Origin of the sequence: Stenotrophomonas sp. FR010 (assembly GCF_047520755.2) — a bacterium.
GTDB classification, from domain to species: Bacteria; Pseudomonadota; Gammaproteobacteria; order Xanthomonadales; family Xanthomonadaceae; genus Stenotrophomonas; species Stenotrophomonas sepilia.
In genome coordinates, this window is the sequence record NZ_JAXBQT020000039.1 from 3,629 (window position 1) to 17,926 (window position 14,298).

At 66.9% G+C, this 14,298-nt stretch carries 13 protein-coding genes; 9 read left to right on the forward strand and 4 right to left on the reverse strand.

Going from position 1 to position 14,298, the window contains the following annotated elements; genetic code table 11:
• Positions 1 to 96: 96 nt before the first annotated feature.
• From ACM0PK_RS20980 to ACM0PK_RS20995, 4 genes are all read right to left on the reverse strand, one after another.
• Positions 97 to 555 (reverse strand): hypothetical protein, encoded by a 459-nt coding sequence (locus ACM0PK_RS20980; protein ID WP_049414687.1) that lies wholly within the window; start codon positions 553 to 555, stop codon positions 97 to 99.
• A gap of 197 nt (positions 556 to 752) precedes the next feature.
• Positions 753 to 1,472 carry an aquaporin Z gene (gene aqpZ / locus ACM0PK_RS20985; protein WP_134972113.1) on the reverse strand — a complete coding sequence of 240 codons (720 nt, stop codon included), beginning with the start codon at positions 1,470 to 1,472 and terminating at the stop codon, positions 753 to 755.
• Positions 1,473 to 1,593: 121 nt separating this feature from the next.
• The gene (locus ACM0PK_RS20990; protein ID WP_414608053.1) at positions 1,594 to 2,457 is read right to left on the reverse strand and encodes a pirin family protein; all 864 of its coding nucleotides are present in this window, start codon (positions 2,455 to 2,457) and stop codon (positions 1,594 to 1,596) included.
• Positions 2,458 to 3,132: 675 nt separating this feature from the next.
• The gene (locus ACM0PK_RS20995) at positions 3,133 to 5,196 is read right to left on the reverse strand and encodes a 3-hydroxyacyl-CoA dehydrogenase NAD-binding domain-containing protein (RefSeq protein ID WP_414608054.1); all 2,064 of its coding nucleotides are present in this window, start codon (positions 5,194 to 5,196) and stop codon (positions 3,133 to 3,135) included.
• A 235-nt stretch (positions 5,197 to 5,431) separates the two neighbouring features.
• Between ACM0PK_RS20995 and rpoE the strand changes: the two genes are divergently transcribed.
• The 9 genes from rpoE to recO all read left to right on the forward strand — a co-directional run bounded on the left by rpoE (position 5,432) and on the right by recO (position 14,084).
• On the forward strand, positions 5,432 to 6,052 hold the full coding sequence (gene rpoE, locus ACM0PK_RS21000; protein ID WP_005418256.1) for an RNA polymerase sigma factor RpoE: 621 nt from the start codon (positions 5,432 to 5,434) through the stop codon (positions 6,050 to 6,052).
• On the forward strand, positions 6,049 to 6,930 hold the full coding sequence (locus ACM0PK_RS21005) for a sigma-E factor negative regulatory protein (RefSeq protein WP_072169164.1): 882 nt from the start codon (positions 6,049 to 6,051) through the stop codon (positions 6,928 to 6,930). The genes rpoE and ACM0PK_RS21005 overlap by 4 nt, the downstream gene beginning before the upstream one ends.
• Before the next feature lie 74 nt (positions 6,931 to 7,004).
• Positions 7,005 to 8,537: a DegQ family serine endoprotease gene (locus tag ACM0PK_RS21010; RefSeq protein WP_111008361.1), complete on the forward strand. Its 1,533-nt coding sequence runs from the start codon at positions 7,005 to 7,007 to the stop codon at positions 8,535 to 8,537.
• Between the two features lie 182 nt (positions 8,538 to 8,719).
• Entirely contained in the window at positions 8,720 to 10,513 is a 1,794-nt protein-coding gene (lepA, locus tag ACM0PK_RS21015; protein WP_414608056.1) for a translation elongation factor 4, read from the forward strand.
• A gap of 54 nt (positions 10,514 to 10,567) precedes the next feature.
• Complete coding sequence (gene lepB / locus ACM0PK_RS21020) at positions 10,568 to 11,362, forward strand: signal peptidase I (RefSeq protein WP_005418234.1); 795 nt, start codon at positions 10,568 to 10,570, stop codon at positions 11,360 to 11,362.
• A 37-nt stretch (positions 11,363 to 11,399) separates the two neighbouring features.
• Complete coding sequence (locus tag ACM0PK_RS21025; protein ID WP_014038086.1) at positions 11,400 to 11,783, forward strand: DUF4845 domain-containing protein; 384 nt, start codon at positions 11,400 to 11,402, stop codon at positions 11,781 to 11,783.
• A complete protein-coding gene (rnc, locus tag ACM0PK_RS21030; protein ID WP_005418230.1) occupies positions 11,773 to 12,453 on the forward strand; it encodes a ribonuclease III in 681 nt (226 codons plus the stop codon). The genes ACM0PK_RS21025 and rnc overlap by 11 nt, the downstream gene beginning before the upstream one ends.
• Positions 12,450 to 13,346, forward strand: coding sequence for a GTPase Era (gene era, locus ACM0PK_RS21035; protein ID WP_005410599.1), 897 nt, complete (start codon positions 12,450 to 12,452; stop codon positions 13,344 to 13,346). The genes rnc and era overlap by 4 nt, the downstream gene beginning before the upstream one ends.
• A gap of 18 nt (positions 13,347 to 13,364) precedes the next feature.
• The gene (gene recO / locus ACM0PK_RS21040) at positions 13,365 to 14,084 is read left to right on the forward strand and encodes a DNA repair protein RecO (RefSeq protein ID WP_414608055.1); all 720 of its coding nucleotides are present in this window, start codon (positions 13,365 to 13,367) and stop codon (positions 14,082 to 14,084) included.
• The last annotated feature ends 214 nt before the right edge of the window (positions 14,085 to 14,298 follow it).

Here is a 14,298-nt window from a genome sequence, read left to right on the forward strand (position 1 = left end):
GGGGGGGGGGGGGGGGGGCCCCCCCCCCCCCCCCGGCACTACCGTTGGATCGGGTCGCGCTGCGGGGATGCTGCCAAGCAGTCATCCCCGTCATCCTCAGCGCCCGGCGGCCACGGCCGACGGGGTCAGGCTCATGCCCTGCGCCAGCTGTTGCAGTGACCCCAGCTCCTGCGCGCTGTCCGGATACAGCGAAATCTGCGCGTAACGCCCCTTGTCGAGCTTGACCACGCTGATGCGCCGTTCGGCATACCCCGGCGGTTGCTGGCCGCCCAGGTCGGGCTGGTACCAGTACAGCGATTCACCGCCGAAGCTGCCTTTTTCCTGCCGCAGTGAGCGGTTCAGCGGAATGGACGGATCACGCGCGCTGAGCATCAGGCTCAGCACTTCGCGGCCATCAGGGGTGCTGGCGCGGCAGACCAGGAAATCGGCCTGCACCTGCTGCTGCCACTGCAGACCGCTGCTGGCCGGCAGCGAAGGACATTCGGACGGCGCCTGCGCGGCGGCCTGGGCCGCAGCGAAAAGCAGGCTCGACAACATGACAGGCACGAACTTCATGCATCCCCCAAGGTGATGAATTGGTTGGCTTCGCCAGCGGAGCCGGCGACCATGGCATCCCATCCCCGGACGCCACCCCATCCGGCATGTGCACGGACGGTCAACTCAACCTTAACGGAACGTGAGCGATCGCACAATTCGCGGTTGCAAGCGCAACCATTGCGGCCGACCGTCGGCCGCAATGGTTGCTGCGGGGATCAGCGGTCGTTGCCGATCCACTTGTAGATCAGGCCGCCAATCGCGCCGCCCAGCAACGGGGCGACCCAGAATAGCCACAACTGGCTGACCGCACCGCTGCCGGCGAAGAAGGCCACGGCCGTGGAGCGGGCCGGGTTCACCGACGTGTTGGTGACCGGGATGCTGATCAGGTGGATCAGGGTCAGCGACAGGCCGATCGCCAGCGGGGCGAACCCGGCCGGTGCCTTGCCGTGGGTGGTACCCATGATCACGATCAGGAACACCGCCGTCAGTACCACTTCGCACAGGAAGGCCGCAGCCACGCTGTAACCACCGGGCGACAGCGCGCCATAGCCATTGCTGGCGAACGCTCCGGCCTGGCTGCCGTCGATGGCGAAGCCACTGGCGCCGGAGGCGATCTGCAGCAGGATGAAGCCGGCCAGCAGGCCGCCCGCAACCTGGGCGATGATGTACGGCACCAGGTCCTTGGTCGGGAAGCGACCACCCGCCCACAGGCCGACGCTGACCGCCGGATTGAAGTGCGCACCGGAGATATGGCCGAACGCATAGGCGCCGGTCACCACGGTCAGGCCGAAGGCGAGCGCCACGCCGAGGAAGCCAATACCCAGCGGATTGCCGTCACCACCGAACTTGGCGGCCAGCACCGCACTGCCGCAGCCACCCAGAACCAGCCAGAACGTGCCGAGGAATTCGGCGGACAAGCGTTTACCCATGCTCATGTGTTGCACTCCTTTGACGGTCGAAAGTGTGATTTATGTCACATTTCAATGATCAGCGGGTGACTGTAGCGTCAACGCCGGGTGCAGGAATACACCCTCGGCTGTGTGCAACACGCGATGCTCAGTACTGCGGCAGCGGGATGAACTCCTTGTCGTCGCCGGGGATGGTGCCGAAGCGACCGGCTTCCCAATCGTGCTTGGCCTGCTCGATACGCTCCTTCGAGCTGGACACGAAGTTCCACCACAGGTGGCGCGGGCCATCCAGCGGCTCGCCACCGAACAGCATCGCCTTTACCGGTGTCTTTGCGCGCAGGCGGCCGCGTGCGCCGGCTTCGGGGATGACCAGGTGCTGTGCGGGGATGTCCACGCCATCCAACTGCGCGTCGCCCTCAAGGATGTACAACGCGCGCTCGCGGTGGCCGTCGTCGATGTCGATTTCCGCGTCCGGGTCCAGATCGATCGCCACATTGAGCGTATCGGCGAACACTTTCACCGGCGATTCCTCGCCATAGGCGCGGCCAGCGATCACCCGCAGCCAGGCGCCGTCGCGGCGCTGCTCGGGCAGGGTGGCCGCGGCATGGTGATAGAACGCCGGCTCGATTTCCTCGTGCGATTTCGGCAGCGCGACCCAGGTCTGCATGCCGTGGATCGGGTTGTCATGGTCGCGGTCCGATTGTGGCGTGCGTTCGGAATGGGCGATGCCACGGCCGGCGGTCATCCAGTTGACGTCACCGGGACGGATCACCTGGTCCGATCCAAGGGTGTCGCGGTGGCCGATCGCGCCCGACCACAGGTAGGTGACCGTGGCCAGGCCGATATGCGGATGCGGGCGCACGTCGATGGCGGTGCCGGGGTGCATCAGTGCCGGGCCCATCTGGTCGACGAACACGAACGAACCGATGCTGCGCGCCTGCAGGGTGGGGACGGCGCGGCGGACTTCGAGGCCGCCGATGTCGTGCACGCGCGGGGCGATGATGGTGGTCATGCGGGCGTTCTCGCTGGCAGGGATCAGGTGGTCAGCATCGCATGCGGCTGTGACGGGGACATGCCTCGTATGGGTAACAGGGTGTTCCAGCCAACGGCGCAGCCCCTCGTGGCTGGTTGCTTGGTCGCTGAAGGCAGAAGCAAAAGCAGAAACCGCGCTTGGCCGGGCGGGTGGGTGGCGCAGGACACGCCGTAAACCCGTCCATGGGGGCTCGATGGCGCCATCCATGGCGCCAACGGTCCTGCGCAACCCACCCGCCCGACCTCTGACAGTTTCCGTGTGCGTCCAGCCACGGAGAAGAAAATAGAAAATCAAAATCAAACGCCGGTCGCTTCGCTCTTGGTGTCGACCAAGGTCGACACCCGCCAGTTCGTAATGATCCGTGCTGAACAAGGTCGACACCTACAGCCATCGCAGTTCACCCACCGTCACCGGGAAACTGTCAGGGGTGGGGCGGTGTCGGGTTGCGGGGTGTCTGATCAGTCCGCGGCATGGATGCCGCGGCCAAGCCCCCAAGGACGGGTTTACGGCGTCCCCGCAACCCGACACCGCCCCGCCCAACAAACAGAAAAGCCAGAGCCGGCTGTTGCTCTGGCTCTGGCTCTGGCTCCGGGTTTGGCTTTTGCTTCGGCGGTTGCCTCTGCGGGTGCCGGGCCGCAGGCCCGGCAGATCAACTCAAACCACCGGTTCGCGCAGGGCGGGGTTGTCCCAGCCCGGGCGCGGGGCGAAACGGTCGCCGTGGCGCTGCTGCAGCGCCTTCAACCGCTCGACGATCGCATCGGCACCGACCGCACGGATGTGCTGGATCGGACCGCCGCGGAACGGGGCGAAACCGGTGCCGAAGATCACGCCGGCATCCAGCAGGTCCGCATCGGCCACCACGCCTTCGTGCAGGCACGCCACTGCCTCGTTCAACAGCGGCAGGATCAGGCGGTCTTCCAGGTCGGCCGGGGCCTGGTAGTCGCTGGCCACGTCCGGCTTCTTCGGCTTGCCGTTTTCCCAGGTGTAGATGCCCTGGCCATCCTTCTTGCCACGCTTGTCCGGTTCCACCGTCTGCAGCGCGGCCGGAATCTGCAGGCCCAGGAACGGTGCCAGTTCGCGGCCGACACCGGCGGCCACGTCCAGGCCGACGGTATCGATCAGTTCGATCGGGCCCATCGGCATGCCGAACTTCACTGCGGCCTTGTCGATCACCGGGCCCGGGACGCCTTCGGCGTAGGCGGTGGCGGCTTCCAGCATGTACGGGAACAGCACGCGGTTGACCAGGAAGCCCGGACTGCCGGCCACCGGCACCGGGAACTTGCCCAGCGCCTTGCAGAACGCGGCCAGGCGGCGCTCGGTCTCCGGCGCCATGCCATCGTGGTGGATGATTTCCACCAGCGGCATCTGTGCTACCGGGTTGAAGTAGTGCAGGCCGGCGAACTGCGCCGGGCGCTGGATGTGATCGCGCAGTTCCACCAGTGGAATCGACGAGGTATTGGTGGTCAGCAGGGCGTCCTGCTTCATCTTCGGTTCCAGCGTCTGGTACAGCGCACGCTTGGCTTCCGGGTTCTCGATGATCGCCTCGATCACCAGATCCGCTTCGGCAACCCCATTGCCTTCCAGGTCGGCACGCAGGCGTGCGGCCACGGCGGGGCGCTTGCTTTCGTCGCGCACCTTCTTGGCAAACAGCGCCTGCGCGCGTTCCATGGCCGGGTCGATGAAGCGCTGCTCGCGGTCCTGCAGGGTCACCTCGAAGCCCTTGTAAGCGGCCCACGCGGCGATGTCGCCGCCCATCACGCCGGCGCCGACCACGTGCACGTGACGGATGCCGGAATCACCACTGCCCAGGCCCTTCAGTCGCTCGGTGAGGAAGAAGATACGGATCAGGTTGCGCGCGGTCGGTGTACTGGCCAGCCTCACCACGGCGCGCCGCTCGGCGTCCAGGCGGGCCTGGATCGGCTTGCCGCCACTGCGTTGCCAGGTGCTGATCAGCGCGTACGGCGCCGGGTAATGGTCCTTCTTCGCCTTGCGTGCGACCTGCTTGACCATCTGCGGCGCCAGCAGCCTGCGTGCCAGCCAGGTGTTGGTGGCCCATGCCGTCGCGCGCTGCTTGAACGGGCGGGTGGTACCGGACAGCGCCAGCGCGACGGCGGTGTCGAGCACCACCGCTGGCGCCACCACCTTGTCGACCAGGCCGATGCCACGCGCGGCCGAGGCCGACAGGGTGCGGCCGGTCAGCATCATGTCCATCGCCGCCGGCGCGCCCACCAACTGCGGCAGGCGGGCGCTGCCGCCCCAGCCCGGGAAGATGCCCAGCTGGGTTTCCGGCAGGCCGATGCGGGTGCTGCTGTCATTGGACGCCACGCGGTAGCGGCAGGCCAGCGCCAGTTCGGTGCCGCCGCCCAGGCAGTGGCCGTGGATCGCCGCAACGGTGGGGCAGGGCAGCTCGGCCAGCTTCTGATAGGTCGCCTGGCCACGACGGATCGCGTCGTTGACAGTGCCGCGACGGTCGAATTCCTGGAACTCCTTCAGGTCGGCACCGGCAATGAAGCCGGCCTTCTTCAGCGACTGGACCACCACGCCCTTGGGCGGGTCCAGCGCGATGCGCTCAAGCAGGTCGCCCAGCTCCAGCAGCACGTCCTGCGACATCGCGTTGACGCTGCTGTCCTGACGATCCAGGGAGAGAACCACCACGCCGTCGTCGCGGATCTCGGGGTGCCAGTGGCTGAAGCGGAGACCATCGAAGCCTGAGAGCATGGACGTTCCATCCGGTTGTGTATGGAGAAGCGGCTATGATCCAGAGGTTGTTTCCCTCGCGTCAAATCCCAATAGCAGGGGAGTGGCGCCCCCGGATCCATGGCCGTGGACCGGGACGCTAACGGAACGGTGGTTAAAAGCTGGTGCGGCGCCAGGTGATCGGCGACTGAACTTTTCCCGGGATTGGCAGTCTCATTGCCCGACGTCGGTTGGGCTGACAGGAGTGCGGCCCCTCATGGCCGAGGTTGATACACCACAGGAGCTGGATCTGGAACTGGTCCGGCGCGTGCAGCACGGCGAGAGTGCCGCCTTCGATGTCCTGGTGCGCAAGTACCAGCATCGGGTGGTGGCCCTGGTCGGTCGCTACATCGCCGACTGGAGCGAATGTCAGGACGTCGCCCAGGACACTTTCATCCGTGCCTACCGCGCGATCGGGAGTTTCCGTGGCGATGCCCAGTTCTCAACCTGGTTGCATCGAATCGCCGTGAATACCGCCAAAAACTACCTGGCTTCACACAATCGACGGCCGCCGACCGATGACATCGACATCGGCGATGCCGAACAGTTCGACAGTGGTACGCGCCTGCGTGACACCGACACGCCCGAACGCGAGTTGATGCGCCAGGAGCTGGAACAGACGGTGATGAAGGCCGTCAACGCGCTGCCGGAAGAACTCCGGTCAGCGATCACCCTGCGCGAGGTGGAAGGCCTGAGCTACGAGGATATCGCGCAGAAGATGGGGTGCCCGATCGGCACGGTGCGTTCACGGATCTTCCGGGCGCGCGAGGCGATCGACACCGAACTCCGGCCGCTGCTGGACATCGGCAGCGCCACCCGTGAGAAGAGCCGCGTATGACCAGTAACCCGTTCAACGAATCGCAGAACCATCAATCGCCCGCCGGGCAGCGCCTGGACCAGCGCCATCGCGAGCAGCTGTCGGCCCTGGTCGATGGCGAGCTGGGCGCCGATGAAGCGCGCTTCCTGCTGCGCCGGATGGAGCACGACCCCGAGCTGGCCGGCTGCCAGGAACGCTGGCAGCTGCTGGGCGACGTGATGCGCGGACAGGCGTCGGCGCTGGCGCCGGCCGGCTTCAGTGCCGCCGTGGCTGCCGCCATCGCGGCCGAGCCGGCGCCACAGGCCGAGCCGCGTCGCCAGGTACGTCGCAGTGGCTGGCGGGCCTGGGGCGGCGGCGCCGCCCTGGCCGCGTCGGTGGCCGCCGTCGCGCTGTTCATCGGCGGCGAGAAACTGAAGGAGGCCACGCCGGGTGAACCGCTGGCGCCGCAGGTGATCGCCAGCCAGGCGGAACTGCCGCCGGCGCCAACCGCGCCGGCCCCGGTGACCGAAGCATCGGTGGATACCGCCGCGATGGCCGTGGCGGCGGCGCCGGCTGTGGCGATGGCTGCCACCAGCCGTCGCCAGGACGCCCGCCGCGCCAGTGCAACCCGCAGCCAGCAGGCCGCGCGTGCCGCCCAGCGCGATGACGCTCCGCAGCGCGCCATCGCCGCCGTGCAGGCACCGCTGGCTCCGACCGTACCGGCCAACGCCAACCACAACCTGCCGTTTGGTGAGGTCGGTGGGCTGCAGGCCCGGCCATGGCCGCGCTCCAGCCTGGCGCCCGCCGCCGGTGGTGCGCTCAATGCCAGCTTCCCGGCCCATGCCGGTGGTGCCGCGTTCTACCCGTTCGAGCCGCGCCTGCAGGACGACCTGCCGGTGCCGCCGCGCCCGCGCGACTGAGCCGGGCGCCTTCACGCCCCGCCGTCGGCGGGGCCCGTATTCCTCTTTCCACCCGATCCGGAGGTTGCCGTCCGATGACTCCCCGACTCCGCACGCAGGCCATTGGCCTGCTGGCCCTGACCCTTCCCCTGGTGGCCTGCGCACAGGCGCCGGCGCCTGCCGCGCAGACCCAGCCTGCGCCGGCCGCGGCGCCGCGGGCACCTGCACAACCGCTGGTCAGTGGCTTGCCTGACTTCACCAACCTGGTCGAACAGGTCGGCCCGGGCGTGGTCAACGTCGACACCACCATCGTCCGCAACAACCGCCAGGCCTCGCGCGGCCCGATGGGCGACGATGACATGCCGGAGTTCTTCCGCCGCTTCTTCGGCCCTGACTTCCCGATGCCGGGGCAGGGGCCGGGTGGGCAGGATGGCGGTCCCAGCATCAAGGGGCGTGGCATGGGATCGGGCTTCATCATCTCGCCCGATGGCTATGTACTGACCAACTACCACGTGGTGGCCGACGCCAGCGAGGTGAAGGTCAAGCTGGGCGACAGCCGCGAGTTCACCGCCAAGGTGGTGGGCAGCGACCAGCAGTACGACGTGGCCCTGCTCAAGATCGATGGCAAGAACCTGCCCACCGTGCGCGTGGGCGATTCCAACACCCTGAAGCCCGGTCAATGGGTTGTCGCGATCGGCTCGCCGTTCGGCCTCGACCATTCCGTTACCGCCGGCGTGGTCAGCGCCGTTGGTCGCAGTACGGGGGGGCCGGACCAGCGCTACGTGCCATTCATCCAGACCGACGTGGCGATCAACCAGGGCAATTCCGGTGGGCCGCTGCTGAACACCCGCGGCGAAGTGGTCGGCATCAACTCGCAGATCTTCTCGGCCTCCGGCGGCTACATGGGCATCAGCTTCGCGATCCCGATCGACCTGGCGATGAGCGCGGTCGAGCAGATCAAGAAGAGCGGCAAGGTCACCCGCGGCCAGCTCGGCGCGGTGGTCGAACCGATCGATTCGCTGAAGGCGCAGGGACTGGGCCTGCCGGACAGCCGCGGCGCGCTGGTCAACCAGATCGTGGCCGGCAGTGCGGCCGCCAAGGCCGGCGTGCAGGTGGGCGATGTCATCCGCTCGGTCAACGGCAGCGCGGTCAACAGCTGGTCCGACCTGCCGCCGCTGATCGGTGCGATGGCGCCGGGCAGCAAGGTGAACCTGGTGGTTTACCGCGACGGCAAGCCGCATGAGCTCAGTGCCACGCTGACCGCACTGAGCGAGGACGGGCAGGCCAATGCCCGCGGGCCGTCGGCTGGCGGTGGCGAGGCGGCTCCGCAGACCGGTGCCAACGCCCTGCTGGGGCTGGACGTCAGCGACCTGAACGCGGCCCAGCGCAAGCAGTTGGGGCTCAACGGCAATGAAGGCGTGCGCATCACCGGGGTCAAGGGCCAGGCGGCACGCGATGCCGGCCTGTCGCCGGGCATGGTGATCCTGCAGGTCGGCCGCACTGCGGTCGGCAGCGTGGATGCCCTGAACCGGGCATTGTCCAGCTTCAAGAAGGACGACGTGGTGATGCTGCTGGTCCGCACGGCCAACGGCAACAGCGCCTTCGTGGCGGTGAAGGCCGGCCAGTAAGGCTCCTGCCGGGGCCGCTTCGGCGGCGCCGACGCGGCCCCCGAAGCCCCGCCCCGGCGGGGCTTCGGCCGTTCTGGCCCCGGCCCGATGAGGCAGTTTTCGCGGCCGGGCGCCGGGCATGCGATAATCGACCGTTACCCTGACGACGCCGCGCGCCGCCGCCACCTATGTCTTCTGATTCGATGCGGAACATCCGCAACTTCTCCATCATCGCCCATGTCGACCACGGCAAGTCCACGCTGGCCGACCGCATCATCCAGCTCTGTGGTGGCCTGCAGGCCCGCGAGATGGAAGCGCAGGTGCTCGACTCCAATCCCATCGAGCGCGAGCGTGGCATCACGATCAAGGCGCAATCGGTGTCACTGCCGTACCTGGCCAAGGACGGGCAGACCTATCACCTGAACTTCATCGACACCCCCGGCCACGTCGACTTCTCCTATGAAGTCAGCCGCTCGCTGGCCGCCTGCGAAGGCGCGCTGCTGGTGGTCGACGCGGCGCAGGGCGTGGAAGCGCAGTCGGTGGCCAACTGCTATACCGCAGTGGAGCAGGGCCTGGAAGTGGTGCCGGTGATCAACAAGATCGACCTGCCCACCGCCGACATCGAGCACGCCAAGGCCGAGATCGAGGCCGTGATCGGCATCGACGCCTCCGACGCCGTGCCGGTCAGTGCCAAGACCGGCCTCAACGTGCAGGACGTGCTGGAGGCGATCGTCCATCGCATCCCGCCGCCGGTGCCGCGCGACACCGACAAGCTGCAGGCGCTGATCATCGACTCGTGGTTCGACAACTACCTGGGCGTGGTCTCGCTGGTGCGCGTGATGCAGGGCGAGATCAAGGCCGGTGACAAGCTGCAGGTGATGTCGACCGGCCGCAACCACCAGGTCGACAACGTCGGCGTGTTCACTCCCAAGCGCAAGGTGCTGCCGGCGCTGCGTGCCGGTGAAGTGGGCTGGGTCACCGCCAGCATCAAGGACGTGCATGGTGCGCCGGTCGGCGACACGCTCACCCTGGCCGGCGATCCGGCGCCGAAGCCGCTGCCGGGCTTCCAGGAAATGCAGCCGCGCGTGTTCGCCGGCCTGTTCCCGGTCGATGCCGAGGACTACCCGGACCTGCGCGAAGCGCTGGACAAGCTGCGCCTGAACGATGCCGCGCTGCGTTTCGAGCCGGAAAGCTCCGAAGCGATGGGCTTCGGCTTCCGCTGTGGCTTCCTGGGCATGCTGCACATGGAGATCGTGCAGGAGCGCCTGGAACGCGAATACAACCTGGACCTGATCAGCACCGCGCCGACGGTGGTGTATGAGGTCCTGAAGACCGACGGCTCGGTCATCAACATGGACAACCCGGCCAAGCTGCCGCCGGTGAACCAGGTCGAGGAGATCCGCGAGCCGATCATCCGCGCCAATGTGCTCACTCCCGAGGAATACATCGGCAACATCATCAAGCTGTGCGAAGAAAAGCGCGGCAGCCAGATCGGCATCAACTACCTGGGCAGCCAGGTGCAGATCAGCTACGAGCTGCCGATGGCCGAGGTGGTGCTGGACTTCTTCGACAAGCTCAAGTCGGTCAGCCGTGGCTATGCCTCGCTGGACTACCACTTCGTGCGCTTCGACGCCGGCCCGTTCGTGCGCGTCGACGTGCTGATCAACGGTGACAAGGTCGACGCACTGTCGCTGATCGTGCACCGCAGCCACGCCGACCGCCGTGGCCGCGAGCTGTGCGAGAAGATGAAGGACCTGATCCCCCGGCAGATGTTCGACGTGGCCATCCAGGCCGCCGTCGGCTCGCAGATCATCGCCCGCACCACGGTCAAGGCGATGCGCAAGAACGTGCTGGCCAAGTGCTATGGTGGCGACGTCTCGCGCAAGAAGAAGCTTCTGGAAAAGCAGAAGGAAGGCAAGAAGCGCATGAAGCAGGTCGGCCGCGTGGAGATCCCGCAGGAAGCGTTCCTGGCCGTGCTGCAGATGGACAACAAGTAAGCCCGCACCGGCCTCGCGGGGCCGGTCGTCTGGTGACGTTGCAAAGGACCCTGAATGAAACTGTTTGAGATCCTCCTGGTCGTGCTGACCCTGGCCTCGGGCCTGATCCTGCTCGCCGACAAGCTGTACCTCGCCAAGCGCCGCGCCCAGCGCGCGGGCCTGCTCGACACCGAGCCGGTGCTGGTGGACTACTCGCGTGCATTCTTCCCGGTGCTGGCGATCGTGCTGATCGTGCGCAGTTTCATCGCCGAGCCGTACAAGATCCCGTCCAGCTCGATGATGCCGAACCTGCTGATCGGCGATTTCATCCTGGTCAACAAATTTTCCTACGGCCTGCGCCTGCCGATCAGCAACACCAAGATCGTCCCCTTCGGCGAGCCGTCGCGCGGCGACGTGGTGGTGTTCCACTTCCCCGGCCACAGCGACAACGACCCGGCCAAGGGCGAGAACTTCATCAAGCGCGTGATCGGCGTGCCGGGTGACACCGTGGTCTTCGAAGGCGACGGCGTGATCCTCAATGGCGAACCGCTGAAGTACGACAACAAGGGCATCTATGCCGGCCACAAGGGCCAGGGCGAGGGCGCCAACCTGCTGGTCGAGCACCTGCCGGGCCGTACCCATACCGTGCTGGAGACCGACTATCCGCGTGGCCAGGGCCAGTGGACCGTACCGGCCGGCAAGTACCTGGTGATGGGCGACAATCGTGACAACAGCGACGATGGCCGCTTCTGGGGCCTGCTGCCGGAAGAAAACCTGCGCGGCAAGGCCTTCCTGATCTGGCTGAACTGCCAGGGCTGGTTCTGCAAGGATGGCTTCGAGCCGTCGCGGATCGGCTCGAGCATCAACTGAGTACCTTCACATCCAACGCGTATCTGGGGAGAACGCAATGAAGACGATGAACACGCAGCGTGGCATGACCCTGACCTCGTTCCTGGCGGTCCTGATCGTGGTGGGTTTCTTCCTTTACATCGGCATGAAGCTGTTCCCGATGTACCAGGAGTATTACGCGGTGCGCTCGGCGATGAAGAGCCTGGCCAAGGAGCCGGGCGTGGGCAGCATGGAGCCGGCCCGGATCCAGGATCTGTTCTTCAAGCGCCTGTACATCAATTACTCGGAAAACGTGAAGCCGGCCAACGTGAAGTTCGACCGTCGCGACAATGGCTGGACCCTCAAGGTCAACTACGAAGTGCGCCGTCCGCTGGTCGGCAACCTGGACGTGGTTGGCAAATTCGATTCATCCCAGGACCTGACTCGAAGCGGTGCCGAATAAACCTTTCCAACGTGGTGACCTGATCGGTCATCCCTTCCGCGACCCGGCGCTGCTCAAGCAGGCGCTGACGCATCGTAGCGCCGGTGCGCCACACAACGAGCGCCTGGAATTCCTGGGCGACAGCATCGTCAACATGATGGCGGCCGAGGCGTTGTACCGACGCTGGCCCAAGGCTGACGAGGGCGCGATGACCCGTGCCCGCGCCGAACTGGTGCGTGAGGGCGCGCTGGCGGTGATTGGACGTAGCCTGGAACTGGGCGAGCGGCTGATCCTGGGCCCGGGCGAAATGAAGTCCGGTGGCCACCGTCGTGATTCGATCCTGGCCGACGCGGTGGAAGCCGTGGTGGCTGCGATCTACCTGGATGCCGGTTTCGAGGCCTGCCGGGCGGTGGTACTGCCTTGGTTCAGCGCTTCGATCGAGGCACTGCCGGCCTCCGGCCGACCCGAGAAGGACCCCAAGACCCGCCTGCAGGAATGGCTGCAGGCCCGACAGAAGGCGTTGCCGCAGTATGAACTGGTGTCAGAATCCGGTGACGACCACGCCAAGCACTTCCGGGTACGCTGCAACGTAGCCGACCCGGCCGCCAGCACCGAGGGCGAAGGCGCCTCGCGGCGGCTTGCCGAACAACAGGCGGCTGCGGCCGTCCTAGAACAACTGGATTCCAAGTGAGCGAACAAACTCCCCATCATTGCGGCAGCGTGGCCGTCATCGGCCGCCCGAACGTGGGCAAGTCGACCCTGACCAATGCCCTGGTTGGCGCCAAGGTCAGCATCGTCTCCAACCGTCCGCAGACCACGCGTCATCGCCTGCTGGGCATCGCCACCTATCCGGAGGGCCAGCTGGTGCTGGTTGACACCCCCGGACTGCACAAGGTGCAGAAGCGGGCGATGAACCGGGTGATGAATCGCGCCGCGCGTGGCTCGCTGGAAGGCGTCGATGCCGGCCTGCTGGTGATCGAAGCCGGTCGCTGGGATGAAGAGGACAGCCTGGCGTTCAACGTGCTGCGCGACGCCGGCATCCCGGTGGTGCTGGTGGTCAACAAGATCGATCGCCTGAAGGAAAAGGGCGCGTTGCTGCCGTTCCTGCAGCAGGTGACCGAGGGTCGCGACTTCGCCGCCGTGCATCCGATCTCCGCGCAGAAGCGCAACGGCCTGGAAGCGCTGGTGCGCGACGTGCTGAAGCTGCTGCCGGAAGCCCCGCCGATGTTCGGCGAGGATGAGATCACCGACCGCAGCCAGCGTTTCCTGGCCGGTGAACTGGTGCGCGAGCAGCTGATGCGCCAGCTCGGCGAGGAACTACCGTATGCCACCACTGTCGAGATCGAACGCTTCACCGAGGACGGCAACCTGCTGCGCATCGGTGCGGTGATCTGGGTCGAGCGTGAAGGCCAGAAGGCCATCGTGATCGGCAAGGGCGGCGCCCGCCTGAAGGAGATCGGCGCCAAGTCCCGCCTGCAGATGGAGCGTCTGTTCGGGGCCAAGGTGTTCCTGGAAACCTGGGTGCGCGTGCGTGAAGGCTGGTCCGACGACGAGGCCGCGCTGAAGGCCTTCGGTTACGAGTAAGGCGTTGTAGTCGCTTCGATGATGATCGAGGACGACACCGGCTTCGTGCTGCACGCACGGGCCTACCGCGAGACCAGCCTGCTGGTCGAAGTGTTGAGCGCACAGCATGGCCGTATCGGCCTGCTTGCGCGTGGCGTGTCCACTGCCAAGGGCCAGGTGCTGCGCGCCGCCCTGCAGCCGTTGCAGTGGATCCGCTTCAGTGCCCAGCAGCGGGGTGAGTTGGCCCAGCTGCGTGGCGCCGAGGCGCTGGATGCCGCGCCACGCCTGGTCGGGCAGGCGATGCTGGCCGGCTTCTACCTGAGCGAACTGACCCTGCGCCTGGCCCCGCGCCAGGACCCGCTGCCGGAGCTGTACCTCGCCTACGGCGAGGCGCGTGCGCGGCTGGCGGTGGGCGCTGGCCTGGCCTGGACCCTGCGCCGTTTCGAACGCGAGCTGCTGTCTGCGCTGGGCCTGGGTTTCGAGCTGGACAGCGCCAGCGATGGCCAGCCGATCGACCCGGCGGCGCGGTACGAACTGGACCCGCAGGAGGGTGCGCAGCGCCTGTTGAGCGAGCGCGGCGGGGAGCGCCGGGCAGCCGCCACCGGGTCGGCGCTGTTGGCGCTGGCGGCTGACGAAGAGCCGGATGCCGCCGATCTGGCCAGCCTGCGCCTGCCGATGCGGCGGGTGCTGGCCCATCACCTGGGGCCGCGCGGGCTGAAGTCCTGGGAAATGCTCGAGCAGCTCGCGTCCAGGCGTTGAGGGGTGTTCGGCAGGGCTTGCAGCCCTGCACCTGCCGAGGCCAAAGCAACAGCAACAGCAACAGCAACAGCAACAGCAACAGCGTGCATTCCGTGGGATGGCGGGGTGGGTCCGGTTGAGGGGGGCGCTGCAAGTACCCCTCCGGGGCCCGGCCCAGCCGCTGGCGGCTGTGCGTTCGGGCGCTTGCGAAGCAGTGCTTCGCAAGCAAAGCGCC

What these genes read in the sequence shown, in the direction of transcription:
- rpoE (WP_005418256.1), top strand. Translation starts at nt 5,432, where the DNA reads ATGGCCGAGGTTGATACACCACAGGAGCTGGATCTGGAACTGGTCCGG.
- ACM0PK_RS20980 (WP_049414687.1), bottom strand. Translation starts at nt 555, where the DNA reads ATGAAGTTCGTGCCTGTCATGTTGTCGAGCCTGCTTTTCGCTGCGGCC.
- ACM0PK_RS20990 (WP_414608053.1), bottom strand. Translation starts at nt 2,457, where the DNA reads ATGACCACCATCATCGCCCCGCGCGTGCACGACATCGGCGGCCTCGAA.
- recO (WP_414608055.1), top strand. Translation starts at nt 13,365, where the DNA reads ATGATGATCGAGGACGACACCGGCTTCGTGCTGCACGCACGGGCCTAC.
- ACM0PK_RS20995 (WP_414608054.1), bottom strand. Translation starts at nt 5,196, where the DNA reads ATGCTCTCAGGCTTCGATGGTCTCCGCTTCAGCCACTGGCACCCCGAG.
- ACM0PK_RS21025 (WP_014038086.1), top strand. Translation starts at nt 11,400, where the DNA reads ATGAAGACGATGAACACGCAGCGTGGCATGACCCTGACCTCGTTCCTG.
- lepB (WP_005418234.1), top strand. Translation starts at nt 10,568, where the DNA reads ATGAAACTGTTTGAGATCCTCCTGGTCGTGCTGACCCTGGCCTCGGGC.
- ACM0PK_RS21005 (WP_072169164.1), top strand. Translation starts at nt 6,049, where the DNA reads ATGACCAGTAACCCGTTCAACGAATCGCAGAACCATCAATCGCCCGCC.
- ACM0PK_RS21010 (WP_111008361.1), top strand. Translation starts at nt 7,005, where the DNA reads ATGACTCCCCGACTCCGCACGCAGGCCATTGGCCTGCTGGCCCTGACC.
- lepA (WP_414608056.1), top strand. Translation starts at nt 8,720, where the DNA reads ATGCGGAACATCCGCAACTTCTCCATCATCGCCCATGTCGACCACGGC.
- aqpZ (WP_134972113.1), bottom strand. Translation starts at nt 1,472, where the DNA reads ATGAGCATGGGTAAACGCTTGTCCGCCGAATTCCTCGGCACGTTCTGG.